Below are 26,252 nucleotides of genomic sequence, written 5' to 3' on the forward strand. Positions count from 1 at the left end.
GTTTTCATGCTGAATAATATTATTCGATTGATTCGTTTACGGATAAGATAAATTCTGTTAATTGTTCTAATTCTTCATCTGTACCAGTAAATTGATCTGGAGGCATTGCTCCAGTTCCGTTTACGGAGATATCAGCAATTTCTTCCGCAGTATAGTCAAAATCAGGACCATACAATGCAGGAGCTGCCGTACCTTCCAGTTCAGCACCATGACACGCTAAACAGCTTGTTTCATATGCAGCATAGCCCGGATGCTCTGTATCAATCACAACATCTGCTTCTTCAGATGGCGGAACAGGCTTGTTCGCTTCCGCACGACCTTCCCAGTCAACAGCTGCAGAAGAAGAATAAGTTAACCAAATAACAGAAACTAAACCTAGCAACATCATTCCGACTGCAATCGGACGTTGATGTGGTCTGCGTCCTGGACCATTATCCAAGAACGGCGCTAGAAGTAATGCACCGAATGCTAAACCAGGAATTCCAAGCATTCCGAGAATAATGTACGTTCCGCTAGCGAATTCATATTTCAATAGTTCATACAGAAACAGGAAATACCAGTCTGGCAAAGGAATATAGGCAGCATCTGTTGGATCTGCCAACCCTTCAAGTGGTGATGGATGTGCTAATGTTAAAATTAGGAATCCAATAAGGAATACTGCACCTGCCAACCATTCTTTTAATAAAAAGTTGGGCCAAAAAGCTTCTGTTCTGCCAGGGTACTCTGAATAGTCTTTCGGAATTCGTGAGACTGTGGGTCCTTGTTTGATCCGCGAGTCTCCAACGAATTTCATGCCTTTCCCTCTTTGCATAATGCTTTCCCCTCCTTTTTATAGTGGTCCGGATATACCTTGTCTTCTAATCATGATAAAGTGTACAGCTAGTAGTGCAAATAATGCAGCTGGCAAGAAGAATACATGAATGGCGAAGAATCTAGTCAATGTTTGCGCACCTACAATCGAGGCGTCACCAGCTAATAGAATCTTCAATTGATCACCGATAAACGGGACCTGCTGAGCCATTTCAAGACCTACTTGAGTAGCGAAAAACGCTTTGTTATCCCACGGTAACAAGTAACCTGTGAATCCTAGCCCAAGGATGACGAAGAAGAGCAGAACCCCAACCATCCAGTTAAGTTCACGAGGCTTCTTGTATGCACCTTGGAAAAACACACGTAAAGTATGTAATAAAAGCATCACAACTGTTACACTGGCACCCCAGTGATGCATACCTCGAACAATTTGAGCATGTGCAACTTCAGTTTGTAAGTAATAAACGGATCGCCACGCATTTTCAATATCCGGCACATAATACATCGTTAAAAACATACCAGACAATATCTGAATAACGACTACGAAGAATGTCAATCCTCCAAAACAATAGACGAATGCTGAGAAGTGATGGGCAGGGTTAACATGCTCAGGAACTTCATGGTCAGCGATGTCACGCCAAATTGGTTGAAGGTCGATGCGTTCGTCGATCCAATCGTATATTTTCTGTAGCATCTTTAATTAAGCCTCCCTGTGTGGTTTTGGATCCCCTAAGAATAGCATTCCATCCTTAATTTCCATTTCATATTCATCCAATGGCGCTAGTGGTGGTGTACCTGGTACGTTTACCCCATCTTTATAGTAGCGTCCATCATGACACGGGCAGAAGAATTCGTTCGGATACTGATCGCTTCCTTCCCAAGATACAACACAACCTAAGTGTTTACATACTGGGGAAAAGGCTATAACTTCATCACTATCATTTTTATAAACCCACGCAGAACGGTTTACTTGTGACTCATACCAACCATCTACTTGGTCGACGCTCCAGTCAACACGTTGCGGATCTGATGTAATATCATCAACAGCCAGTCCAACGTTAGCCAAATCCCCACCACCTGCTGCTTTCAACACAGGATCAATTGCCATTCTTACTGGAGAAATGAGCAGACCAGCTGCCATAAATCCACCTACTCCCATTAATGTGTAGTTCAAAAATTGTCTACGGGATACTTGCTGCTTTTTCTCTTCACTCATGATTTTCCCCCCTCTTTTCATTAGTTACGGACATTTTGAAAATTAATTTAGATTACTAGGACAATACCATGATAGCGTAATCTTGCACTTGGGTCAATATATAAACTAGAGTCAAAAGATAATATTCCTATTTAACAGTCATTTTTACACATGTTTCAACTAAAATGATGAAGTGGTGCTACAGATTAAGTGTTAAAATTACCAGTAGGAACGAACAATTTCTGATAACTGGGAAACTTGATCCCGGATCATCTCTTGCATTTCTTTTGAATGAATGTCTCCTGTTTGAACACCAGGTATCCATAGCAGATCACCAACAAGTTCTTTTTCATGCTTTTTCCAGGATGAATCAAAGGTGAGTAAAATGGAGTGCTTGAACGGTTGATTCTTTGTTTCACTGATCCACTGATTCAGTCGCTCTACTTCAATTGCCTTATCTCCATCTTTTAAATAGAGATAGCTCGGAATTAACAATACTCTGCCACTTAACTCTTGCTCGATTTCATTTGCAAATATCGTAATCACTTCTTGCTGAAAGGCGTTTTTCCCTAAATCAGCATCATTTGTCAACTGAAAAGGAACTAATGGTACCAGAATGGTGTCGATATATTCTTTCGCTTGCACATATTTTTCCAAATCATCTTTTCTCCACTTCATTGCAATTAATCAGCCTCTCTGTTCTATCAATTTTCTTATACTTCTAATTCTAAGCTTACCATGAACCTCCATCCACTTAAAGATGAACATCTCTTGAAGTTGGAGGTTTCTTATCTTAAAGAAAAAGATTTCCCGTGCGCATCGGTTAGGAGACGCTCCACCTAATGGTGGTGTGTGTTCTTTATCTCATAATAAGCAACACATCAATACATGTGGGCGGGAACACGCCATTTACTACTCATTGTATTTATGTGCCACTGCTTGGATACTTTGACTGTGAAGGGGGACCGTTTTCTTGATTGCTTGTTGTAAGTGGGTTCGATTGATCCACTTACCGGTTTGGAGATGATAGTTTTTAGCACCTTCTAAACAAGCATTCCACACATCAGCAGACAGACGATTGCATGCAAACAAGTGATCGATTGCTTCCTTCGATGCATGAAAAGAAACACGCTTTCCACGATACATGATACTCACCCCTCACCGGAACTTATGTTCTGTTATACCCGAAAAGAAAATAATTATCAATAATTTCAGGCAAAATAAATGGTTCATCTTTTACCTACGCTAGGCTAAGAGGAGGGAAGCTTTAAAATCCTGATGAATCAACCTATTCATTAAGAAACTGGTTGATTCATCAGGATTTTCTCGATTTTCTTTAGTTCTTCAGAATGTCTGATAAATTTTTCATAATTTCTTTCATCGAGCGATTCATCAATTTTCTTTAATAATCTGTCTTTCTTCTGTGCTTGAAGTGTATAGTTAATCACCCGCTCTGCTTCCTGCTTGTCTTCCTCTGTAATATAATTTTCATCCGATAAAAATGGATTTTCCTCTAGGACGAATGCATACTGCGGACTTTGCTTCCATTGATGGAAATTCAATTGAACATAGAGGGGCTCATCATCGTTTAAACGGATATCATGAAAAGCTTTTTCCGGATCGGACGTAATTAATCGTTCCCGGTGAAAACGAAATGCTGGCCCGTTTGAACATGAAGTTGAGATTATAATACTGCGCGGGCAAGCCTTTGCATGACGAACGAAATGTAAATTCCGCAGTAGCTTGTTATTGCTCGCTAAATAAGTTAAAATCCAATTGCTTTCTCTAACCTTCATTTCATATTGGTTCAGGAACCAATAAATAAATGCTTTCTTCTCATGCGGATGAATGACAGTGTTAGTCATATGAATCCTCCTCATTAATCTTGAGCGTGTAACCGGGATAAATATTCCTCAATCGTATAATCATCAGGAACGTGTTGTAAATATTTACGAAACACGGTAATTGCTTCAGATACCAGTCCTTCTTCAGTAAGGAAGTAACCATACTCTTTCAGAAAATCCGTGTCATCATTCAAGCTCGTATACGCATCCTGATAAGCATGCAAAGCTTCTTTATATTGTTCTTCTTCGTTATGAGCTCTTGCCAGTTCCCAATCATATAAAGGTTCAAGTGATCCGATTGATTTCACACTCTCGAGCAGGTCGATAATATCTGTATGCCTGTCCCCTTCCTTTAAAAATTCTAGGAAAAAGAGGATTGCTTCCTTATAGTCCGGGTCAATCGCAATTGCTTCTCTTATATATTCTTCACTTGCCGAATCATTATTCAGCTGGCGCGCAATTGTGCCTGCAAGAAAATATAACTGTTTATTGAATGTATCTTGTTTCAATCCTTTTTCCACTACCTCAAATGCTTCTTGAACCATTCCTTCATCTTGTAATGCTTTAGCCAAATTTTCATAAACGGAATGGTAGTAAGGATCTAACTCAACTACTTCTTGCCAGGCGGTGACTGCTATATCATTTCTTCCTGCTTGGCTTGCGGTAACACCATATTTGAAATATTTATCTGGAGTCTGTTCTTGTCCATCTTTAAAAAAACCAAGTGCTTTTTCATATTCGCCGATTCCTGCATAGGATTCCGCGAGCCGGTCCAGCACAGAAACATCAGCAAACATATTATGCTCTTTGGCAACTTTTTCATAATACGTAACAGCTTTCTTGTACTCTCCGGTTGAAAAAGAAAGTTCTCCAAGAGCAAAATCAATAATGACCTCATTCGGCAGCTTTTGTTTAGCTGTCAACAGTTTTTGTTCTGCGACTTCAAATAAACCCTGCACTTGGTATAAATCGGCTAGTTGGATTAATACTTGAATATAGGCGGGATCCTCTTCTGGAATTTCTGCTAAGCGCGCAATTGCCTTTTCGTCATCTTCTTTTTCTATTGCAATATCAGCTAAGCTTAGGATCAAGTCACTCTCAACAGGATATTTCATCAAGAGTTCTGAAAGAATGAGTTCTGCTTCATCAAGAAATCCCCATTGTAAGTATAATTCGGCAATGGTATATTTTTCATCATCATTTGCTTTTGGAGCGTATTCCTCCAATAAACGCAATGCTTGTGGTATCTTATTTTGTTCGACTAATTCAACTGCTTGTAAGATGGTATCCATTTCTCCATCCTTTCTGTAAACATGCTTACTGTAATAATATCGAAAACACCTTCCTTATTCAATAAAAGAAACCAAAGAAAGCGGTAGTGATTTGGCTTTCTTTGGTTAGAGGGTTAGTTTGTCGTTATTTTTTTTAGATCTTCGAAAAAACTCGGATAAGAAATAGCAATAGATGAGATATCGTCGATAACGATGTCTTCTGTCGTAAAGAAGGAAGCGATAGCACCCATCATTGCCATGCGGTGATCATGATAAGCTGATATGTTTCCACCTGTCAATTCCTGGTTCCCTTCGATAATCATCCCGTCTTCAGTTGCTGTCACAGACGCTCCAAGTGTTGTTAGCACTTCGACAACAGCAGCAATGCGGTCTGTTTCTTTCACGCGAAGCTCTGCTGCGTCTTTAATAACCGTCCTGCCCTCTGCTTGGGTTGCGAGCAGAGCAATTATTGGAATTTCGTCAATTAATCGCGGGATAATATCACCGGATATTTCAATTCCTATCAAGCTGGAACTACTGATTTTAACATCACCAAGCAGTTCTCCGCCTATTCTCTTTTTATTACTAATCTCAATTTGTGCTCCCATTTGAGTTAACACGTCAATAATTCCTGTCCGGGTTGGATTCAGTCCAACCTTTTTTATGACAAGCGAGCTATCTCGTTTAGCTGCTGCAGCGGCTAAGAAAAAAGCTGCAGAAGAAATATCTCCCGGAACATAAATATCTACAGGCTTCAGGGCTTGTTTTCCATTCATACGGATGGTATTCCCCTGAACAGCAAGCTCTGCCCCAAATGCTTCAAGCATTGTTTCCGTATGGTTTCTCGTTTTGGCCTTTTCTGTTATTACTGTTTCACCGTTAGCAAAAAGGCCGGCAAATAGCAATGCAGATTTAACTTGGGCACTTTTGACTGGTAAAGTGTATTGAATTGCTTGTAATTCTTTCCCATTAATTGCTAATGGCAGCAGTTTGGCATCACTTCGACCGGATATTGCTGCATTCATAGCTGAAAGAGGCAGAACAACCCGGTCCATCGGCCGTTCCGATAACGAAGCATCTCCATAAATTGTTGTAAAGAGTGGTAAGCCGGATAATAAGCCAATCATGAGACGTGCAGTTGTCCCCGAGTTTCCAAAGTATAGGGGTACTTTTGGTTCTATCAGGTTTTCTGCTCCGCCACTGTTGATTACAATTGATTCACCTTGCTGCTCAATGTCTACTCCCATCTGCCTGAAAGCATCTACCGTCCGGAGACAGTCCTCTCCATCTAAAAAATGGTCAATTTTGGTCTGGCCTTTTGCCAATGATCCAAAAATTACCGCCCGATGAGATATTGACTTATCTCCTGGTACTTCGAGTTCGCCTATAAGAGCGGACGATTGAGGTGAAATTTTTTTCTCTGCCATCGAATCACGTCCTATGTATCAATTTTGGATCATCGTTTCATATCCATTCATTTCTAAATAATGCTTACTTTGTTTTTGTGCTTCCTTCGTGTAGAAACTGACACGGAGTACCCCTGTAATTCCTTCACGTATTTCAAGTATTTCAATGTTTTTAATACTAAGATCGTGTTCCGCAAGAATCTGTACGACAGATGCTAATGCCCCGGCCTGGTCTCGAATATCAACATAAACATCGTAAAAGGCAGGGATTGCACCAGCTGTTTTTGTTGGAATTCTATCGCGGTAATTTTTTGCGTCTTCCAAGTAATCGATCATTGCCCGCTTTTCATTATGGTCTACCAGTTCTTTTAAATGTATCATTTCTTCGATCCATTCCTGCAGCAAGACAGACATCTTTCTCCGATTATGGTAAAAGATATCTTGCCACATCACCGGGTTACTAGAAGCAATTCTTGTGATGTCTCGGAACCCCCCTGCGGCAAGCTTTGGCAGAAAGTCATGTGTTTTCTGCCATTTCTTTGCTCGATGCACAAGTGAAGAGGCGATTAAATGTGGGAAGTGTGAGATTACACCCGTCATCTCATCGTGTGCCTCTGGTTTCAACACGACAAATTTACTTTTCGTTGGGCTTAGCACTTCTTTTAAAGTAGTAACCATTTCCTTCGTGCTCCGGATAGATGGAGTAAGAACATAAATAGCATTTTCAAAAAGATGGGACCTGGCTGCCCCAATTCCTCGTTTATGGGAACCTGCCATCGGATGCCCGCCGATAAATGCTATATTTTCATTTGTTAACTGCTCGGCCGCTTCTATGATCGCATGTTTCACTGATGCAGTATCCGTCACGATCACTTGTTTATCAAATGTGATGGTATCAAGTTTCTGGGTTAATGCAATTGTCTCAGAAATGGGTGCTGCAAGTATAATAATATCGGCTTCTTGTGCAGCAAGAGTGAAATCTGTGTATGCTTTGTCAATAATTCCTTGTTCTAGTCCATATTGTAAGCTTTCTTCATTCAAATCATAGCCAAGAACGGTATGTTCTGGATTGATTTTCACTGCTTTTGCTAGTGAGCCACCGATAAGTCCGATACCTGCCACTAATATATTTCGGTTCTTCATTTTTTCACCTAATCTGCTCATCAAATTTCTGTAATAAATTTTGTAATGTTTGCATGTCTTCCTTGGTGCCGATTGTAACTCGAATGGAATTCGGATAACCGAGTAGTTCCCCCGGTCTAACAATAAACCCATTTTCAATTAAATATTGAAAGACGTCCAGCCCGCTTGCAGGTGTGGAAACGAGAATAAAATTTGTGTGGGATGGATAATAACTCCACTTTAGTTCATCAAGGAACTGATAAAATACTTCTTTTACCTCTATGTTTTTAGCTTTCGTTTCGTTAATAAACGCTTGATCTTCCAATGCAACTGTTGCCGCTCTTTGTGCTACTGATGTCGTATTGAAAGGACCGCGGACGACGTTCAAGTTGTGGATTAATTCGGGGCTACCAATTCCGTATCCGATACGTAAGCCAGCTAATCCATATGCTTTCGAGAAAGTCCGCAATGATATTAAATTGGAAAAAGATTTCGTATATGTAATAGAATCAAGTAGATATTCATCTCCCACAAATTCCCGGTATGCCTCATCTAATACGACCAATACGTCATTCGGACAACTTTTCATAAACTGGAGGAATTCGTCTTCTGCATTTATTGTGCCTGTTGGATTGTCTGGTGCGCATATCCAGACGACGGCGGTATCCTTGTCGATTGCTTTAAGAATTGCTTCAAGATCATGTGTCCCATCATTTGCAATCGGAATTTCCTTTACCGTACCACCTTCAATAAATGTATTATGTTTATATTGCGGGAATGAATTAGCCGCCATAACCGTGTTGCTTCCATCTTGGACGAATGCTCTGCAAATAATTTGGATAAGCTCTTCTGAACCACTACCGAAAATCAATTGATCTTCTTCCACTTCGAATCTTTTACTAAGAGCAGTTCGCAGTTCTGCTGTATGCCCATCCGGATAAATATTCAATTCTGGTAAATATTCAGCTAAATCGGCTTTTACTTTAGAAGAATAACCATATACATTCTCATTTGATGCGAGTTTAACAATTCTTTCAAGCCCATACTCTTCTTTGATCTCGTGCGTTTGCTTACCTTGTTGATATGCTGTCAATTGGCTAAGTATTTGTTTCTGCTTCACTTTCTATTGTCCTCTCTTCTCAACTAATTCTGGCCTGAGCGTAATAGCTTCATTATGGAATATATGTTTAACCTCTGCTTGATTTTGATTTGTATTCACGACCATCATAATACGAATACAATTTTTCAAACTGTTCTCTACTTCGATCTCAGCCATACACATAACCGGTACATACGTCCATCCAGAGAACTCTCGAAGTGCCCGGGCGGGAAATACAGCATCAATATCTTTTGTCGCGGAAATAAAAACATGTGAGACATTTTCCGGAGTGACATCATTTGCTTCAATCATTTCCTGCAAAACGAGTTTCGTATGATAAATAATTTCGTCAGCTGTATTCTCTGTTACTGTAGTTGCACCTCGTATTCCTCTTGATACCATATTTACACCAGCCTTTTTCTAAATGTATCTAGATGATTCTGTAATGTCTCATCAGTCAGTTCTTCCTTGTTTAATTTACCAGGCTCTTTTAAAAGCACCATATTAATGCGTTGTTTCGTCGCTTTCTTGTCCGTTTTCATATGGTTGATAATTTTTTCCGTGTCAACAGTGAATGCAGCGAGGGGATAGTTGTTATCCGTTAACCATTCCTTTAATTTATCAAACGGCAAATTGCAGTCATATTCCCTTTCACTGACATGGATTGCAAATAATAATCCAATGGCAACTGCCTCTCCGTGCGTAATATTTCCATAGCCTAATTCTGCCTCAAGCGCGTGGGCGAGCGTATGTCCGAGGTTAAGATAGCTGCGGACACCTTGTTCGCGCTCATCCGCTTCCACGATTTCCTGCTTTACTTTAATACCTGCCATTAAATATGTCTGTAACTTCTCTTGTTCAAGGGAAGCAAGCTTTGTTGCAAGCATATCTTGAAATAATTCATCACTGGATATTAAAGCTTCTTTTATAAGTTCCGCGTAACCGGAACGCTTCTCTCGTTCTGATAAACTAGTTAATGTTTCCATATCGTAATAAACACCGACTGGGGGATAAAATGCTCCAATGAGATTTTTCCCAAGGGGGTGGTTGATTGCAACCTTCCCTCCAATACTACTATCATGGGCTAGGATTGTTGTCGGGATTTGAATATAATCAATTCCGCGCATAAATGTCGCTGCAACAAACCCGGCTAAATCTCCAACAACACCGCCACCTAACGCAATGATTAATGCGTTGCGATCCAAGCCAATTTCAATCGCCTTTGTCTGAACTTCATAATAAACATCGATATGCTTAGATTCCTCACCAGCTGGAATGATAAAATGAGAAAAATCATAGTCTGATAATCCTTTTCTTACATCGTCCAAGTATAACTTTTCAACCGTATCATCTGTAATGATGAAGATTTTAGAATAGGATTTATTAAAATATTTATGTAACTCAAAACGTATTCCATTGCCTACAAAAATAGAATACGAGCCATTGCTATGCTGAACGGAAAGTTCTTGCATTAAAACCACCTGATTTCTTCACGGTACTTATCCAGCGCTTCTTTCAGTTGCGGGAATTGATCATGCGGGAATTGCTCTGTTATTGCCTTTGCAACTTCAAATGCGACTACATGCTCCATTACAACGGAAGCAGCTGGGACAGCACATGGGTCCGACCGTTCAATCGTTGCTGTAATCTCTTCTTTTGTATCGATATCAACACTTTGTAAAGGCTTCTTCATTAAAGTAGGGATTGGTTTCATTACTCCTCTTACGACGAGAGGCATTCCAGTGGACATTCCACCTTCAAATCCACCTAACCGGTTGGATGTACGATGGTAGCCAAGCTCTTCATTCCAGGCGATTTCATCATGGTTCTCACTTCCATAAATTTTAGCCGCATCAAAACCAATACCAAATTCTACTCCTTTAAAGGCATTAATACTAACTACACTTCCGGCAATCCGTGAATCAAGCTTACGGTCGTAATGCACATATGAGCCGACACCTGCTGGGACTCCTTCGACATATACTTCACAAACTCCACCTAAGGTGTCTCCCTCACTTTTAGCATGGTCAATTTTTTCCATCATTTCTTTTTCTGCAGAAGGATCAAGCACCATGACAGGAGATTTTCGCGAGATTTCCTGCCTTTCTTTCATTGACATTCCTTCTTGATCTTCGGCAACAATTCCGCCTATTTCTTTTACATACCCGGCAACTTCTATCCCAAGCTCTTTAAGCAGCTTCTTTGCTACAGCTCCTGCAGCTACACGGGCTGCCGTTTCCCTAGCGGAAGAACGTTCAAGGATGTTGCGAATATCACGGTGACCATATTTTAATGCACCGTTTAAATCAGCATGTCCTGGTCTAGGGCGTGTAACTACACGGCGAAGTTTCGTATCTTCTGGAATTGGATCTTCCCCCATAATATCTGTCCAATGCTTGAAATCATCATTACGGATAACGAGTGAAATAGGAGAACCTAATGTATAACCGTGTCTGATTCCACCCATAATTTCAACGAGATCCGTTTCTATTTGCATCCGCTTGCCACGACCATAACCTTGCTGTCTGCGCAATAAGGATTCGTTGATATCATCTTTCGTTATCGGAAGCTTTGAAGGGATGCCTTCAAGAATTGTAGTTAGTTGTTTACCATGTGATTCTCCTGCAGTTAAATATCTCAATGTAGCATTCTCCTTTTTTCCCATTCAATTTAGTTTTCTAAGGTCACTGATTAGATTTCTAATTACTATAACATATTCAGACATCTTTTTGGTCATAAATTATGTAAATATGAATAAATTTAAGATTTTGTCTTTTGGTAGAAGAAAGTGTCTAATAATTGCAAACTATATTTTTCAGGTGTAAAAATCTGTTCCGTACTGCCGACAAATAGTACACCATTCTCACGCAGTGTATTACTGAATCCGTTATAAATTTTATCCTTTGCTTCATCTGTGAAGTAAATGAGCACATTCCGGCAGACAATTAGATCATAATTCGAAGGATAACGGTCGGCAAGTAAGTTATGCTTCTTGAAAGTAATGTTTTGCTCTAAAGCAGAATCTAATCGATACATCCCTTTTTCATATGTAAAATACTTTTGCTTTAAAATTGTGGGGACTTCTTTTAAAGCTTGTTCCGTGTATACTGCTTCCTTCGCTTTCTTCAAGGCTTCCTCGTCGATGTCGGTTGCTAATATATCTACTTTAACAGTAGGGAAATATTCTTTGAATAGAATTGCTAAGCTATATGGCTCCTCACCTGTTGAGCATGCTGCACTCCAAATGGTAATGCGTGATTTATTATGGATTAATTCTGGAACAACCCGGTCTTTTAAAACGTCCCAACGTTTTTTGTTCCGAAAAAATTCCGACACATTAATTGTTAAGCGATCAATGAATTCTTTCATCAGTTCATTGTCTTTGTTCATCGCTTCGAAGTAATGGATATAGCTGGTAAACCCGCGTTTGTTTCTTAAAGTTGTAATTCTGCGTTTCATTTGTGTTTCTTTATATAAACTGAGGTCGATGTCATGTCTTCTATTCACACGCTCAATGAACTCTGTGTAATCATCAATCATCATACCCCTCCTTTAAAAATTAATATTCCTCTTGTCAGTTCCATAACCCCTTATTACTTTCATACAGCGTACGTGATTTGCAGGCTCTCTAGAGTGGTTCTCTAATCGCCGTTCAGTTGCCCGGTGGACGGATGCGCATCCTCGGGCACGGCCTCAGCCTCGACGCAAAGGACGTGCTAATGCAGACGTTGCCATAGGACGTGGCGTTCTTAGTCTGCCTCGGAAGAAGGGCACTTCCTGCTCAGGTCTTCGGACACGTGCTATTCCCGCAGGAGTCACCGTCCACCGGGCAACTGAACTGGTTAGATAATTCTCTGAATAGAAATTGTTCCGTCACGATAGGAATTATATCTCTGGAACATTAAACAGTGATCCATATTTGGCCTTTCCTGGGAGCAGTCCAGACGCCTCGAGACTCCTGCGGGAGGATAGGCCTGGCGAGACCCCTTAGTGCTCAGCGAGAGGAGGCTTGCCGGCCGCTCAGCAGGTGCGAGAGGTGTCTGGACTGCGGACCTCCAGTAGAAAGTTTCGGGGTTAGGCACACTCACGCTGTATGTAGGCGATTCAGCGGGTTTTCTTGTTAGGATTTTAGTAGGTTCCCAGTTGTTTTAGGCTTGGATAGTTGTGTCAGTAATAGAGTTGTCTTCAAATTGTTCTTAAAAACCTCCGTTTGGTAACGGAGGTTGATTGGTTGGATTAGTAAATCCAGGTTGTATCTGCTTTATCGTACGTAATTAATTCGCTTTCATCAAAGAATAGTTTGACTTCACGCTCTCCGCTTTCTGGAGAATCTGAACCGTGGATGATGTTTTTCCCGACTGTGATTCCGTAATCGCCGCGAATTGTGCTTGGCGCTGCTTCACTTGGGTTTGTTTTACCCATCATATTACGCGCTGTCGCAATTACATTCTCACCTTCCCACACCATTGCAAAAACAGGTCCAGAGGTAATGAATTCAACTAATTCACCAAAGAAAGGCTTCTCCTTATGTTCCCCGTAGTGTTGCTCTGCTAATTCGTTTGAGACTTGCATTAACTTTGCCCCTGCAAGTTTGAATCCTTTTTTCTCAAAACGCTGGACAATCTCCCCAATTAAATTGCGTTGTACTCCATCTGGCTTCACCATTAAAAATGTCTTTTCCATACAAGCACCCCTTTAGTATATGATTATGTAACCGCTAAAATTATACATAATTATAAGGAAAATAACAATTATTTTCCTTATGTCCTACGTTTTCCAATATATTTTGCAATAGATTGCAAGGTTTGTTTTGATTTGCTGGCAGGTAAACCTTCTAAGGTTCCTAAAGCTTTCCGTAAATATAAATCACTTAATTGGTAAGATTTCTTTATTGCATCCGTTTGTTTCAATTGCTCAATGACAGCTTTCATATCTTCAGAATGAACATTTTCCGGTTCCCTAAATACTTCCCTCGTATAGGAGTAGAATTTTTCATTATTCATTCCGTATAATACAGGAAGCGTAATATTTCCCTGCAGAAGATCATTTCCGGCAGGTTTACCAAGTTGCTTGGATGTTTCCGTGAAGTCCAATATGTCATCGATAATTTGATAGGACATTCCAATATAGTAACCATAGCGATACATCCGCTTAATATCTTTATCTGGCAGACCAGAGAGGATAGCACCAAGTTCACAACTTGTTGCAATTAACAATGCGGTTTTTCTTTTGATTCGCCGTAAATAATCCCGGAGTGTCTGATCCCAATTAAATTTATCTTTAATCTGCTCCATTTCACCGATTGCAACCTCGACAAGAGATTTAGAAAGGGCTTTATGGACTTTTGGATTATTAATCGTCGTTACTTCTTCTAAAGCTCTTGCAAGAATATAATCCCCTGTGTACATCGCTACCCGGTTAGAGTAAGTATGTTTAATTGTAGGCTTTCCCCTTCTTAGGGTAGCTTCATCAATCACATCATCATGCACGAGTGTTGCCATATGTATTAATTCAAGCGCAATTGCTGCCTTGCTGATACTCTCGGCGTCATAATGACCGAGTTGTCCCGCAAGAAGAACAAATACAGGACGAATTCTTTTTCCTCCCGCATTCAATAAATCTGTCGAGGCTTGACGTAACACTGGGTGATCCGCTTGAATCGATTGATTTAAAGATGCCTCGATTAATTCGAGTTCTTTTTTTAAGTATCCGTATGTTTTAGGAAGTTTCATATGTGTCACCTATACTTTTAAATTGCAACTTAGCTGGTATATTTAGCGAATCTGCTTCGTTCCCATATGCATTGCCGCTACGCCGAGTGTATAACTCCTTACTTCGACAAAAGAAAAACCTGCTTCCTGAAAGAGTTCTTTTAGCTTATTTTTATCAGGGAAATGTTTTGTTGATTCGTTCAGCCAGGAATATTCATCATAACTTTCCGCAAGAAGTTTACCGAAAAGCGGCATGATGAAACGGAAGTAAAAGAAATATAATTGCCTGAAGCCAATAATCTCCGGCTGAGACGTTTCTAAACAAACTACTTTACCATTCGGTTTAACGACCCGATACATTTCTTTTAATACGGTCAAATAATCAGGGACATTACGTAAACCAAATCCGATTGTAACATAATCAAATGTATTATCTGGAAAAGGTAGATCCATTGCATTCCCATGAACAAGACTAAGCTGTGATAAATTTAATGCATCACGTTTTTCTTCGGCAATAGAGAGCATGTTTTTGCTGAAATCTAAACCGACGACCTCTCCTTCGTCACCGACCGCATTAGCAAGGGATATAGCCCAGTCTCCTGTGCCAGAGCAGACATCTAATGCTTTTGCACCATTTTCTACGTGCATTCGTTCCATGACATCTTTCCGCCATAATTTATGTTGTTGAAAAGAAATTACAGAGTTCATGGAATCATAATTTTGGTATATTTTTTCGAATACGTGATGAACACGTTCTTCTTTCGATTGTTTTTGCATCTTTACCCTTCTTCCACATTCGAAGTATTCATAACAACATCATCATCTCTTCTGCTATCAAAGTAGGCATAGATTTCTCCAGATGAATGTGGCAGTTGATTTATTCCATGTTGAAGAACTAACCATTCTTTATGGAGTATATATCTAAATCTATCTTCATTGTTCATATACACATTTGAGCGTTTAACATCTAACATACTGTTAAGCACAATTTCATCCGTCAACATACGTTCTTTTTCCTCTTGGAGTGTTGAAATATAGAACCATTGTGTGAAGTTATCTACAAACTCATTGTGATTAAAGTATGCTGCGACTGTTTTTAATAATGTTGTGTGGATCCGAACTTTCAAGTCGATATATTCGTTAAAACTTGTGAATTCCTCGTAGTAAAGTTTCATTTTCAACTCATTAATCGCTTTAATCGCCGACGCCAACTTATGTATAAATTCAAATTCATCTATTTGTGAGAGCAAATAATAGTATAAGCCACTATAATAGTCACCGGCCAGTACGTGAAGCTGCCTAGCTAAGTTTTCTTCCGTACTTTCATCTGCTTTATTTTCATTAACAAGTTCATGGGTATCCAATGCTATTTGAACAAGCATGGTCGTAATAATATATGCATCACGCTTTACATGGGGAAGCGCAAGATTTACCGGAATGAGCTTCGATAGAATAAATAACTTATCTTCATCGATTACGGGCTTTTGAATATTTTTCCATAGAAAATCATATTCTATTTTTTCCTCTATTGTTTTTTTAAAACGTAATATTTCATTTACCGAGTTACTCAAAGAAATCACCTAAGCCCTTTCGTCTATAGAAGTGCCTTAGTTATTATAGCATATTTATTTTCAATCTACATCTTCCCATAGATGTAAAAGTAAAATTTGTAAAATAACGAATCTGCTAATTTTCATTGCTCATTTCGCCATTACTCGTTTGAATAACAGTTTTTCCACGAATTTTTACGGCAGACGTATGCTCCGTGAATTGAGCGATCATGATTTCATCTTTATCGAGTTTTTCTGTATGATGAAATTTCGTATCCGTTCCTCGGGTGAGCCCAATGACATTTACACCGTCTTCCAGTGCTTTAATAACAATAAAATCTGTTTTGAAATTTGCCTCTTTCATGCTTTCATCCCCTTAAACACCCTGTATTTTAAATCTATCATCCTCTATTATACGCATATATCCACACGGTCTGCATGCTTTTTGCAATAATAATAAATGCATTAAAAAAGGGTACGTATGAAACGTACCCTTTATAAGCCCTATGTAGCAAGTTATTTAACAGCATCTTTAAGAGCTTTACCTGGTTTGAACGCAGGCACTTTGCTTGCAGGGATTTCGATTTCTTCTCCAGTTTGTGGGTTACGGCCTTTACGTGCTGCACGGTCGCGCACCTCAAAGTTACCGAAACCAATCAATTGTACTTTTTCACCTTGTTTAAGTGAATCCATGACAGTATCAAATACAGCTTCAACTGCTTTTGTTGCGTCTTTCTTTGAAAGCTCAGTTTGCTCAGCTACTGCATTGATTAAATCAGTTTTGTTCATGACATTCACCTCCTCCCGAAATGTTAAGCTTGACAGTGTAACAAACAAAAAACTACTTAATTCATTTGTTCACATCTTTGTCTCTTTTTATACCCGGTTACTAAAATCAATTAGTAACAAGGCTAATATTAAACGAATTCGCTTATAAATTCAACAATATATGCGCTTTTTCCTCATATTTTTTGTAAAAACAGCTACTTCGTTTCCTTTGTCAGATATTTCAGATGTGAAAGTAGTTTTTTATTCGATTACCCTATACTATAGCTATTCGACGAGGGTTTCAATTTTCCTGCCGTCCAAAAATAAAAAGCAGCATTTTTCAGCTGCTATAATATGATTGCCAGTAATCCGCCAGAGCCTTCATTGATGATTCGCTCTAATGTATCCTTTAGTTTGTATCTGGCATTTTCAGGCATTAATGAAATTTTTCCTTGAATTCCTTCACGCACAATGGAGTTGAGCGACCTTCCAAATATATCTGATTCCCAGATGGATAGTGGGTCGTCTTCAAAATCCTGCATTAAATATCTTACAAGCTCTTCACTCTGTTTCTCCGTTCCGATAATTGGCGCGAATTCTGATTCCACTTCCACTTTGATCATATGAATGGACGGGGCAACTGCTTTCAGTCTTACACCAAACCTTGTTCCTTGCCGGATGATTTCTGGTTCATCAAGAATCATATCCTGTACACTTGGAGCAGCAATCCCGTAACCTGTCTGTTTTACCATTTGAAGAGCACTTGCAACCTGATCATACTCTCGTTTGGCATGAGTGAATTCCTGCATGAGTTCTAGGAGGTGATCTTTCCCGCGAATTTCTTCCCCAACGATTTCTTTTAATATTTCATCATACAATTCCGGTGGTGCATGAAGATCGATTTCAGCAATTCCTTCTCCCATTTCCATGCCAGCCAAGTTGGCTTGGTCAATATAATCGTATTCCGAAAAGGTTGCAACGATTTCATCAACATCTCTTAAGCGTTTAATGTTTTTCACAGTTGTTTGGATAGCGCTTTGATAATTTTCCCTTAGCCAATGTTCATCTTTAAGCACCATCACCCAGCTCGGAAGGTTGACATTCACTTCAAGTACAGGGAATTCAAACAAGGCCTCCCGGAGCACTTTATAAACATCTTGCTCTGTCATATTCTCCACACTGACTGCAACCACCGGAATATCATATTTCTCAGCTAATTCCTGTCTTAAAAATTCTGTTTCCGGGCTAGTCGGACGAACGGAGTTTACTACCATAATAAATGGTTTTCCAACATCCTTTAATTCCTCGATTACCTTTTCTTCAGCTTCTTCATAGTCTGAGCGAGCAATTTCTCCAATCGATCCATCGGTCGTTACGACAATTCCAATAGTAGAATGTTCTTGAATAACTTTCCGTGTTCCAATTTCTGCAGCATCGTGAAACGGAATAGGTTCTTCATACCAAGGAGTATGAATCATTCTTGGTCCATTTTCGTCCTCGAATCCTTTTGCCCCTTCCACCGCATAGCCGACACAATCGACAAGTCGGACGTTCACATCCAATCCTTGCTCTACATTGACCGTGACAGCCTGATTAGGAATGAACTTAGGTTCAGTTGTCATGATTGTTTTCCCAGCCGCACTTTGCGGCAGTTCATCCATTGCTCTTGATCTATCACTTTCATCGGCAATATTTGGCAAGACGACGAGTTCCATAAACCTTTTAATAAATGTTGATTTTCCCGTACGGACAGCCCCGACTATTCCAAGATATATATCTCCGTTTGTCCGTTTAGAAATATCTTTAAAAATATCGATTTTCTCCAAAGAAATCCCTCCCGATCCTAAAAACTATTAGAAATACAGCGGAATATTACGTGACATTACAAGTCTATGATGTTGTCCTAATGAAATATGCATGATTAATCAATACTAGAATACATTTATATATTCTCCACGGCTCCTCCCCTCTGAGATATGAAACTATAGTTAAAATATACAGACGAACGCTTAACTTGATTTATATTCAGATATTTCTACTGGAGGTTGCAGTATCAACCTATTCTGCATGGATTGTATCCCACCCTCTAGAAACACACTACGCTTCCCAAAAGGGGGCTCACAGGCCGCCTGTGGAAAGGGAGAGGTATAGGGACTGCGGACCTCCAGTAGGATTCGCAGTATCCTTCTACAATAGAAAATATAATATAAATCAACAGTAAAAAACCCTCGGAACAGTATATGTTCCGAGGGTGTTGGTTTATGCATATTTTTAGAACTGCTATTCCTCTATCATTAAAACCGGTTCTCCGTCTTTCACCGTGTAAGGCAGCGAATATGCCGGTGCAAAGGGCGTATTGTCGGTTAAAAGGAAACGGATGTCATCTCCTTCTTCATAATCATGGTCAAATTCATTTAAAGCTTGCTGCAAGTCAATCCGGTAGTCCACATAAAGGTTTCCATCCACATCCATTATAATCGGCAAGTGCTCCTGACTATATGGGCTTACAACCGTGGGTGGACTATCGAGTTTTAATTTCTCATGGTCAACCAGATAAATACCATTTTCTATCTTTTCACCAAAAGCCGGGTATGTATGCTCCTGGCGGAAAGCATCCATTCGAATATTGACACTGCGAATAGCTTCTGTGATTCTTAAATCAATTACTTTAACAGTTGGCTCAACTTCCGGGTCGATTAAGATATATTGATAATAGCCACCGTTTTCAAAAGCATTGCCCGGGATCTCCGCAATCGCACTATAATCCTTCAACAAATTAAAGTCTATTAAATACTTTTCAAAAATTGGTGTATCGCTCGGTTTTGTACGGATTGGTACAAGACCGCCTGTCTCTTCTTGATAGGTATGCACCGCGGACTGAACGGTATCCAGCTGCGTGGCATGTGGTACTTGATTCTCCACTCGTTCACTGTCAGGGTACATGCAGCCTGCAAGCAGAATGAAGGAGAAGATAAGTAAACCTATTTTTATGTATGAAGCTTTCACTCTTTAACCTCCTGATCCATTATCTTGTAGGTCCTGTAAACACGACAAAAAGAATAATTAGCGCACCAGATACTAAGCTGAAATAAGCAAGCAGGGAAACGACTCCCGCTATCCAGCCCTTTAATTTTCTTCTGCTTAACCATATCAGACCCATTGCTAAAAATAATAAAATCATTCCAGCAAACGATACGTACATTTTAAACATGGATATATTCATTTCATTTCACCCCTGATTTATAGAATCTGCTTAAGACCACCGTATATTATACCATAAGCAATTCATATAATTATATCAAGATGTATTAGCTTACAAAAAAACCGGAACAGAGGGGGCCGCTCCGTTCCGGGTGACTAGATAATACCCTTGCAGGCTCTATCCATGAATGCTTGTGCGATTTATTGTATGCGAGAATGCAATGTTCTGTATCCTCATCTGCCTAATGTCCTTTTATTTATCGAATAAGTTATTCATGGTTTGTGAGTTCATTGGAACTTTATTTTTAACAATCGCTTCTACGATCTTATCCTCTTTCTCCTTCGAGACAGGTTTGTTCGCTAATCTTGATAAACGTTGGATAAGTTCGCGCACTGTTTTTTCGTCGGAAAAATCAGCATGTTTTACAGAATCTGCTACCTTATAAATCTCATCGGGGGATATGTTCGATTTTTGATTAATTTTATCGAACATGCCTTTCTGAAAATTATTCACTGCATTTCCTCCTTGATTCTTTATTTTTAGAAAACTTGGTCGTCACCAGGCTTTTCGGTGACGACCTTAGTTGTACTTATGCAGTAAGAAAGGATTTATACTTTCTTACTGCCAAAATAGTATATGCAAGGATGGAAAATGCGTGTGAATCAGGAATACAGTTCCTTAAGCAGCTGGTCAAGACCAGCCATTTCTTCGCGTTTATCCCGCGTCATCAATTGGGTGACGGCATCTTTAGGTTTTTTATCTTCAAAGAGGATGTGGTAAATTCCAGAAGTAATCGGCATTTCGACATCTTGCTCTTCAGCAATCTGGTGTGCTGCTTTCACCGTACGCACCCCTTCAACAACCATCCCCATTTCACTTAGGACATCATCCAGTTTATGCCCTTTCCCCAATAGGTTTCCCGCACGCCAGTTCCTGCTATGAACACTCGTACATGTCACAATCAAATCACCAACACCAGATAACCCTAAGAAACTAATAGGATTAGCGCCAAGCGACGTTCCTAAGCGTGTGATTTCAGCAAGTCCTCTTGTGATGAGGGCTGCCTTTGCATTATCACCATACCCTAATCCATCTGAAATGCCTGCTCCGAGTGCGATAATGTTTTTTAATGCCCCGCCTAGCTCAATCCCTAGTACATCTTGACTTGTATACACTCTAAATGTATCGCTATTGAAAAGATTTTGAGCATGTTTGCTTTTCAGTGGGTTCTTCGCGGCAACTGTTACCGTGGTCGGATGTCGTAAAGCCACCTCTTCCGCATGACTTGGACCGGATAAAACGACAATATCATCAGAAGGATAGGCTGGAAATTCTTCCGCAATCATTTCTGACACTCGCTTTAACGTAACAGGTTCAATCCCCTTTGTTGCATGAATAATGGTTGCCTCTTCTGGTAAAATCCCTCGTAACGAACGGGTCACTTCACGGATTGCCTTTGCCGGTACAACAATTACGACAGCCTCAGTATCTTCTACTGCCTCACTTAAGTCAGAAAAGGCTTGTATCTTGTCCGGTAATTCGACATTTAAATACTTTTCATTTCGTTTCATTTGATTAATCGCCCGAGCTTGCTCCGCCCGGTGACTCCAAAGCCTTACAGCATGTCCATTATCAGCTAAAACAATACTTAAAGCCGTCCCCCAGCTTCCTGCGCCCAACACAGCAACTTTTTTCATATAACTACCTCCCCATACTACTGACGCCTTCTCACAAAGATGTTAATCGGGGTGCCAGTATAGTCAATCGCTTCTCTAATCTTATTCTCTAAAAATCGCTTATATGAAAAGTGCATTAACTCTGGATCATTAACAAAAACGACGAAAGAAGGAGGCTTCACAGAAACCTGTGTCGCATAGAGAACCTTCAAACGCTTCCCTTTAAATGTCGGGGTTGGATTCACTGCGATTGCATCCATAATCACATCGTTCAACAAATTGGTCGGAATCCGTTTTACATGATTCTCACTTACCATTTTCACAACTGGCAGTAAGGTGTGCAGGCGTTTTTTCGTTTCTGCAGATAAAAACACAATCGGTGCATAATCCAAAAATTGAAATTGCATTCGTATATTCTTTTCGAATTTCTGCATTGCCTTTTGGTCCGAATCGACTGTATCCCATTTATTAACTACGATTACAACTGCTCGCCCTTCTTCATGGGCATATCCAGCTACTCGCTTGTCTTGTTCCATGATGCCAGTTTCAGCATCAATCAAGACAAGGGCAACGTCAGCCCTTTCAATCGCCTTCAATGTCCGCAATACACTGTATTTCTCCGTCGTCTCATACACTTTTCCACGTTTTCGCATACCTGCCGTGTCGATGATCACATAGTCTTGTCCATCCCGAGTGAATGGAGTATCAACCGCATCCCGAGTCGTCCCTTCGATATTACTTACGATAACACGCTCTTCATTAAGGAGTGCATTTACTAAAGAAGACTTCCCGACATTCGGACGTCCGATTACACTGAAATAAATCGTTTCATCATCTTCTTCCTGCTCTTCTTCCTCAGGAAAGTGGTGAATGACTTCATCCAGTAAGTCACCAAGACCGAGACCATGTGCGCCTGAAATCGGAAACGGCTCTCCGAATCCAAGTGAATAGTATTCATAAATGGTTTCACGCATTTCCGGATTGTCTATTTTATTCACACCTAAAACAACCGGTTTATTTGATTTGAATAGAAGTTTCGCAACCTCTTCATCCGCTCCGGTAATTCCTTCTTTACCATTGATTAGAAAAATAATAACGTCAGCTTCATCGATTGCGATTTCGGCCTGTTGCCGCATTTGAACGAGCAATGGTTCATCACCCGCTTCAATTCCTCCAGTATCAATAAGGTTAAATTCTCTATTCAGCCATTCCGCTTTCGAATAGATCCTGTCTCTCGTAACTCCCGGAATATCTTCTACAATTGAAATTCTTTCACCGACTAAACGGTTAAATATCGTTGATTTGCCTACGTTAGGTCTTCCAACTATTGCAACAACTGATTTTCTCATGAAAGGAACTTCCCTTCTACACCATACTTTATTACTTCATTCATTCTAGCAAAATCAACCGATTTAAACAATTTTAAACCGAAATCAATGTTTTACAATGATGTACAATTCCTCGCTTAAGGAATGCGCAATTCCGTCTGTTATCGCTTCCAGATTTGCAGCAATCATTTCCAGTTCTTGCTTGGATTCACAAATAAAAATTGGTGCGCCTCCATCAATTTTTGATTGATCTGTTGTAATGACGGCAAGGATGGCTTTCTCGATATTCATCATTCATCCCTCGTTTCATGATAGGATTTTGATTCGGTAGGCATGCGGATTGCGCTTTCGAGCACTGGAACGGCACCGATAATTTTAATGGCAAGGTCAATATCACGGTTTTGCGGAAGAATAAACATACCGATTCTGCCGTCGTCCAAATCCCGTTTAATAAGCGGTGTTAAAGCTGGTGTTCCCGAGTCACGAAAAATCCCAAGTGAAACAGAAACGTCGTGAAGCATTGCCTGTCGTTGCCCTAAATTAGCTAAGGTCTGCACGACATTCCGGTTTTTCGGATGGATGATGAATCCAGCGCCATATTTTAATATTTCTTCTTGTCTTTCCTTAATTCCAATATTCATGATATAAATATTATCAACATATAAACCGGCACCATCAAACTTCAGAGGGGTATATTCGATATCAGCAATATCTTTGATTGTACTTCCGCTCATTAAGCGTAACGACAAAAGTATAGAGCCAATACCACCAGCAAGTGCAATCGAAAGATCAAAATATATAAAAAGAATCGTGGAAATGAAAGCGGAGAAAATACAAAGGTAATTTCTGCTTTCAAATGAAATTGCGATGCCCTCAATATACGCTCTCCCGCGAGGAACTAATTCCAATGGATCGATTTCAGCCAATGTATTTCGTTCCATATTACGTACATCCCTAAATTGGGTCGCGGCAACCGTTAATAACGTCACTGCCGTATATTCCTTTTCAATTAAAGCAGGTACTGCAATTGCCCCGAGAGAAGCCGCGATAAATCCGAGGGAAGCGTGAATGATTTTCCCATGAAGATAGGTTGGATACTGCCTATAATCAGTTTTCAACATTAAAATTCTTGCTAAAGTACCAACAATAACACCAAAAAGTATCGCATATGTATATTCGTTCATGTCCTCACTCCTTGGCTTCAGTTTGCCAAAAAAGCAAGCCCTGTATACACCAAGAAAAAAGGCCTTCCTTTGTTAGGGAGGCCTTCAATAATCAATTACTTATATTTATCGAGCTGATCACCAATGACATCACCGAGTTGGAATCCGGAATGATCGTCATCCTTCTCATAATTTCTTACTTCTGCTTGCTCTTTTTCTTGTTCCAATTCTTTAATACTTAAAGAAATACGCTCATCTTCTTCATTCACATCAAGCACTTTGACATTTACTTGCTGATCTACTTCAAGTACTTCGTCTGGTGTGCCGATGTGACGGTTCGCGATCTGGGAAATGTGTACAAGACCTTCCACCCCAGGTAATAATTCAATGAAAGCACCAAAGCTGACTAAGCGTTTAACTGTTCCTTCTAAAACATCACCTTGGGAAACGCGCTCTCCGATATTCGTCCAAGGTCCTGGTAGAGTTGCTTTGTGCGATAGCGAGATTCTTTCGTTGTCTCTATCAACTGAAAGCACTTCCACTTCGATTTTGTCTCCTTCTGAAACGACATCAGAAGCTTTTTCTACATGGTAGTGGGCAAGTTGAGAGATATGCACGAGACCATCAATCCCGCCAAGGTCAACGAATGCACCAAAGCCTGTTAAGCGCTGTACAGTTCCTTCAATCACTTGGCCTTCTTCCAAGGAATCAAGGAGTTCTTTCTTTTTCTCTTCTTCTTCTTTTTCAACTACAGCACGGTGAGAGAGAATAACACGATTTTGGCTGCGGTCGAGTTCTTCCACAATAACTTCCAGCGTTTTTCCTTCGTAATCGCTGAAATCTTCCACATAATATGTTTCTACTAATGATGCAGGGATGAATCCGCGTACGCCTACGTCAACAACAAGTCCACCTTTAACAACTTCTTTTACAACGGTTTCAAAAACTTCCTTGTTGTCATGTTTTGCTTCAAGTTCCTCCCATGCTTTTTCAGCATCTACAGCCCGCTTGGACAAAACTACTTCTTCATCTGTCAATTTCTTTACCTGCAGGGTGACAGAATCCCCTTCACTCACAACATCGCTTGGAAGCTCGACATGTAAGCTGGAAAGTTCGCTAATCGGAACAATTCCCTCTGTTTTATAACCGATATCAACGAGAACTTGTTTTTCTTCTACTTTTACAACAGTTCCCGTTACCGTATCTCCTACTTTCAATTCTGGTAATTCATTAAATTCATTCGTCATAACCTTAGCCCTCCTATTAACATCATTGCGATATAAAATTATTCTTTCTATAACTTCTAATAATTACATTTTTTTGTCAAGTAAAGTATTCTAATTTTGTTTATCTTTATACTTTTCCACTTCTTGTAAAATAGAGCGGACGACCTCATCGATAGAAAGGGATGTTGTATCGACTTCAATCGCATCGTCCGCTCTAACTAGAGGTGCTGTTTCGCGATTAGAGTCTATTTCATCTCTTTTCTCAATTTCGGCCTTTAATTGTTCTAAATCGGATGGTATGCCTTTAGCGATATTTTCATCATGACGTCTTTTCGCTCTTTCATCAACAGATGCCACGAGAAAAATTTTCACTTGTGCATTCGGGAGGACGTGAGTACCGATATCCCGACCATCCATTACAACACCACGGTCCTTCGCTAACTCCCGCTGTCGCTCCAACATTTCTTGCCTAACAGTGGAAAGCTTGGCGACATAAGATACGTTTGCAGAGACAGGCTGGTAACGAATTTCCTCCGTTACATCTTTCCCATCCAAAATGACACGTTGCCCCGTTGAATCATTGGTAAGTTCGATATTGGTATTCATTAATAGGTCTAATACCGCGTCATCATCAGATGGATCAACCTTATCATTAAGTGCTTTTAAAGTAAGTGCACGATACATTGCTCCCGTATCTACATAAATATAATTTAATTTATCAGCTACAATTTTTGCGACCGTGCTCTTACCAGCAGCTGCCGGTCCATCAATTGCAATGGCTGTGTGTTGTTCTTGCATCTACAAACTTCCGTCCTCTCATAAACTTGTAAATGATTGCTTCACAAGTTCAGCAAGTGATTAATTATTTTTATCTACTGTTT

30 protein-coding genes are annotated in these 26,252 nt (G+C 40.0%); all 30 read right to left on the reverse strand.

Features of this window, described 5'->3' with window-relative positions:
• Positions 1 to 19: 19 nt before the first annotated feature.
• Complete coding sequence (locus LZD48_RS00485; protein ID WP_235760772.1) at positions 20 to 811, reverse strand: menaquinol-cytochrome c reductase cytochrome b/c subunit; 792 nt, start codon at positions 809 to 811, stop codon at positions 20 to 22.
• Positions 812 to 829: 18 nt separating this feature from the next.
• Complete coding sequence (gene qcrB / locus LZD48_RS00490) at positions 830 to 1,504, reverse strand: menaquinol-cytochrome c reductase cytochrome b subunit (RefSeq protein WP_235760773.1); 675 nt, start codon at positions 1,502 to 1,504, stop codon at positions 830 to 832.
• A gap of 6 nt (positions 1,505 to 1,510) precedes the next feature.
• Positions 1,511 to 2,026: a QcrA and Rieske domain-containing protein gene (locus LZD48_RS00495; protein ID WP_235760774.1), complete on the reverse strand. Its 516-nt coding sequence runs from the start codon at positions 2,024 to 2,026 to the stop codon at positions 1,511 to 1,513.
• Between the two features lie 198 nt (positions 2,027 to 2,224).
• Complete coding sequence (locus LZD48_RS00500) at positions 2,225 to 2,683, reverse strand: YpiF family protein (RefSeq protein WP_235760775.1); 459 nt, start codon at positions 2,681 to 2,683, stop codon at positions 2,225 to 2,227.
• 234 nt (positions 2,684 to 2,917) lie between these two features.
• Positions 2,918 to 3,151 carry a hypothetical protein gene (locus LZD48_RS00505; protein WP_235760776.1) on the reverse strand — a complete coding sequence of 78 codons (234 nt, stop codon included), beginning with the start codon at positions 3,149 to 3,151 and terminating at the stop codon, positions 2,918 to 2,920.
• Between the two features lie 149 nt (positions 3,152 to 3,300).
• Complete coding sequence (locus tag LZD48_RS00510; protein ID WP_235760777.1) at positions 3,301 to 3,870, reverse strand: ReoY family proteolytic degradation factor; 570 nt, start codon at positions 3,868 to 3,870, stop codon at positions 3,301 to 3,303.
• A gap of 14 nt (positions 3,871 to 3,884) precedes the next feature.
• Complete coding sequence (locus tag LZD48_RS00515; protein WP_235760778.1) at positions 3,885 to 5,141, reverse strand: tetratricopeptide repeat protein; 1,257 nt, start codon at positions 5,139 to 5,141, stop codon at positions 3,885 to 3,887.
• Between the two features lie 113 nt (positions 5,142 to 5,254).
• A complete protein-coding gene (gene aroA / locus LZD48_RS00520) occupies positions 5,255 to 6,547 on the reverse strand; it encodes a 3-phosphoshikimate 1-carboxyvinyltransferase (protein ID WP_235760779.1) in 1,293 nt (430 codons plus the stop codon).
• 18 nt (positions 6,548 to 6,565) lie between these two features.
• Positions 6,566 to 7,669, reverse strand: coding sequence for a prephenate dehydrogenase (locus tag LZD48_RS00525; protein WP_235760780.1), 1,104 nt, complete (start codon positions 7,667 to 7,669; stop codon positions 6,566 to 6,568).
• 4 nt (positions 7,670 to 7,673) lie between these two features.
• Positions 7,674 to 8,768 carry a histidinol-phosphate transaminase gene (hisC, locus tag LZD48_RS00530; RefSeq protein WP_235760781.1) on the reverse strand — a complete coding sequence of 365 codons (1,095 nt, stop codon included), beginning with the start codon at positions 8,766 to 8,768 and terminating at the stop codon, positions 7,674 to 7,676.
• Between the two features lie 3 nt (positions 8,769 to 8,771).
• Complete coding sequence (aroH, locus tag LZD48_RS00535) at positions 8,772 to 9,149, reverse strand: chorismate mutase (RefSeq protein ID WP_235760782.1); 378 nt, start codon at positions 9,147 to 9,149, stop codon at positions 8,772 to 8,774.
• 2 nt (positions 9,150 to 9,151) lie between these two features.
• Positions 9,152 to 10,219 carry a 3-dehydroquinate synthase gene (gene aroB / locus LZD48_RS00540; RefSeq protein ID WP_235760783.1) on the reverse strand — a complete coding sequence of 356 codons (1,068 nt, stop codon included), beginning with the start codon at positions 10,217 to 10,219 and terminating at the stop codon, positions 9,152 to 9,154.
• Positions 10,219 to 11,388, reverse strand: a complete 1,170-nt coding sequence (gene aroC / locus LZD48_RS00545) for a chorismate synthase (RefSeq protein ID WP_235760784.1) — start codon at positions 11,386 to 11,388, stop codon at positions 10,219 to 10,221. The genes aroB and aroC overlap by 1 nt, the downstream gene beginning before the upstream one ends.
• A 119-nt stretch (positions 11,389 to 11,507) precedes the next feature.
• On the reverse strand, positions 11,508 to 12,287 hold the full coding sequence (locus tag LZD48_RS00550) for a CheR family methyltransferase (RefSeq protein WP_235760785.1): 780 nt from the start codon (positions 12,285 to 12,287) through the stop codon (positions 11,508 to 11,510).
• Between the two features lie 696 nt (positions 12,288 to 12,983).
• Entirely contained in the window at positions 12,984 to 13,430 is a 447-nt protein-coding gene (gene ndk / locus LZD48_RS00555) for a nucleoside-diphosphate kinase (RefSeq protein WP_235760786.1), read from the reverse strand.
• 77 nt (positions 13,431 to 13,507) lie between these two features.
• On the reverse strand, positions 13,508 to 14,479 hold the full coding sequence (hepT, locus tag LZD48_RS00560; protein ID WP_235760787.1) for a heptaprenyl diphosphate synthase component II: 972 nt from the start codon (positions 14,477 to 14,479) through the stop codon (positions 13,508 to 13,510).
• Positions 14,480 to 14,521: 42 nt separating this feature from the next.
• The gene (gene menG / locus LZD48_RS00565) at positions 14,522 to 15,235 is read right to left on the reverse strand and encodes a demethylmenaquinone methyltransferase (RefSeq protein ID WP_235760788.1); all 714 of its coding nucleotides are present in this window, start codon (positions 15,233 to 15,235) and stop codon (positions 14,522 to 14,524) included.
• A 2-nt stretch (positions 15,236 to 15,237) separates the two neighbouring features.
• Positions 15,238 to 16,029: a heptaprenyl diphosphate synthase component 1 gene (locus LZD48_RS00570; protein ID WP_235760789.1), complete on the reverse strand. Its 792-nt coding sequence runs from the start codon at positions 16,027 to 16,029 to the stop codon at positions 15,238 to 15,240.
• Between the two features lie 115 nt (positions 16,030 to 16,144).
• On the reverse strand, positions 16,145 to 16,372 hold the full coding sequence (gene mtrB, locus LZD48_RS00575) for a trp RNA-binding attenuation protein MtrB (protein ID WP_235760790.1): 228 nt from the start codon (positions 16,370 to 16,372) through the stop codon (positions 16,145 to 16,147).
• Between the two features lie 152 nt (positions 16,373 to 16,524).
• On the reverse strand, positions 16,525 to 16,797 hold the full coding sequence (hbs, locus tag LZD48_RS00580) for a non-specific DNA-binding protein Hbs (RefSeq protein ID WP_235760791.1): 273 nt from the start codon (positions 16,795 to 16,797) through the stop codon (positions 16,525 to 16,527).
• Between the two features lie 326 nt (positions 16,798 to 17,123).
• Entirely contained in the window at positions 17,124 to 18,602 is a 1,479-nt protein-coding gene (gene spoIVA / locus LZD48_RS00585) for a stage IV sporulation protein A (protein ID WP_235760792.1), read from the reverse strand.
• Positions 18,603 to 19,056: 454 nt separating this feature from the next.
• The gene (locus LZD48_RS00590; protein ID WP_235760793.1) at positions 19,057 to 19,782 is read right to left on the reverse strand and encodes a YphF family lipoprotein; all 726 of its coding nucleotides are present in this window, start codon (positions 19,780 to 19,782) and stop codon (positions 19,057 to 19,059) included.
• Between the two features lie 19 nt (positions 19,783 to 19,801).
• Entirely contained in the window at positions 19,802 to 19,999 is a 198-nt protein-coding gene (locus LZD48_RS00595) for a DUF2768 domain-containing protein (RefSeq protein ID WP_235760794.1), read from the reverse strand.
• A gap of 231 nt (positions 20,000 to 20,230) precedes the next feature.
• On the reverse strand, positions 20,231 to 20,491 hold the full coding sequence (locus tag LZD48_RS00600; protein ID WP_235760795.1) for a stage VI sporulation protein F: 261 nt from the start codon (positions 20,489 to 20,491) through the stop codon (positions 20,231 to 20,233).
• 149 nt (positions 20,492 to 20,640) lie between these two features.
• Positions 20,641 to 21,675 carry an NAD(P)H-dependent glycerol-3-phosphate dehydrogenase gene (locus tag LZD48_RS00605; RefSeq protein WP_235760796.1) on the reverse strand — a complete coding sequence of 345 codons (1,035 nt, stop codon included), beginning with the start codon at positions 21,673 to 21,675 and terminating at the stop codon, positions 20,641 to 20,643.
• Between the two features lie 17 nt (positions 21,676 to 21,692).
• Complete coding sequence (der, locus tag LZD48_RS00610) at positions 21,693 to 23,003, reverse strand: ribosome biogenesis GTPase Der (RefSeq protein WP_235760797.1); 1,311 nt, start codon at positions 23,001 to 23,003, stop codon at positions 21,693 to 21,695.
• Positions 23,004 to 23,087: 84 nt separating this feature from the next.
• Positions 23,088 to 23,273, reverse strand: coding sequence for a capping complex subunit for YIEGIA (locus tag LZD48_RS00615; RefSeq protein ID WP_235760798.1), 186 nt, complete (start codon positions 23,271 to 23,273; stop codon positions 23,088 to 23,090).
• Positions 23,273 to 24,166 (reverse strand): YIEGIA family protein, encoded by an 894-nt coding sequence (locus tag LZD48_RS00620; RefSeq protein ID WP_235760799.1) that lies wholly within the window; start codon positions 24,164 to 24,166, stop codon positions 23,273 to 23,275. Before LZD48_RS00620 ends, LZD48_RS00615 begins: the two co-directional genes overlap by 1 nt.
• Before the next feature lie 95 nt (positions 24,167 to 24,261).
• Positions 24,262 to 25,392 carry a 30S ribosomal protein S1 gene (gene rpsA, locus LZD48_RS00625; RefSeq protein ID WP_235760800.1) on the reverse strand — a complete coding sequence of 377 codons (1,131 nt, stop codon included), beginning with the start codon at positions 25,390 to 25,392 and terminating at the stop codon, positions 24,262 to 24,264.
• Between the two features lie 90 nt (positions 25,393 to 25,482).
• Positions 25,483 to 26,169: a (d)CMP kinase gene (cmk, locus tag LZD48_RS00630; RefSeq protein ID WP_235760801.1), complete on the reverse strand. Its 687-nt coding sequence runs from the start codon at positions 26,167 to 26,169 to the stop codon at positions 25,483 to 25,485.
• Between the last annotated feature and the right edge of the window lie 83 nt (positions 26,170 to 26,252).

Origin of the sequence: Oceanobacillus alkalisoli, assembly GCF_021556485.1 — a bacterium.
GTDB lineage: Bacteria > Bacillota > Bacilli > Bacillales > Amphibacillaceae > Oceanobacillus > Oceanobacillus alkalisoli.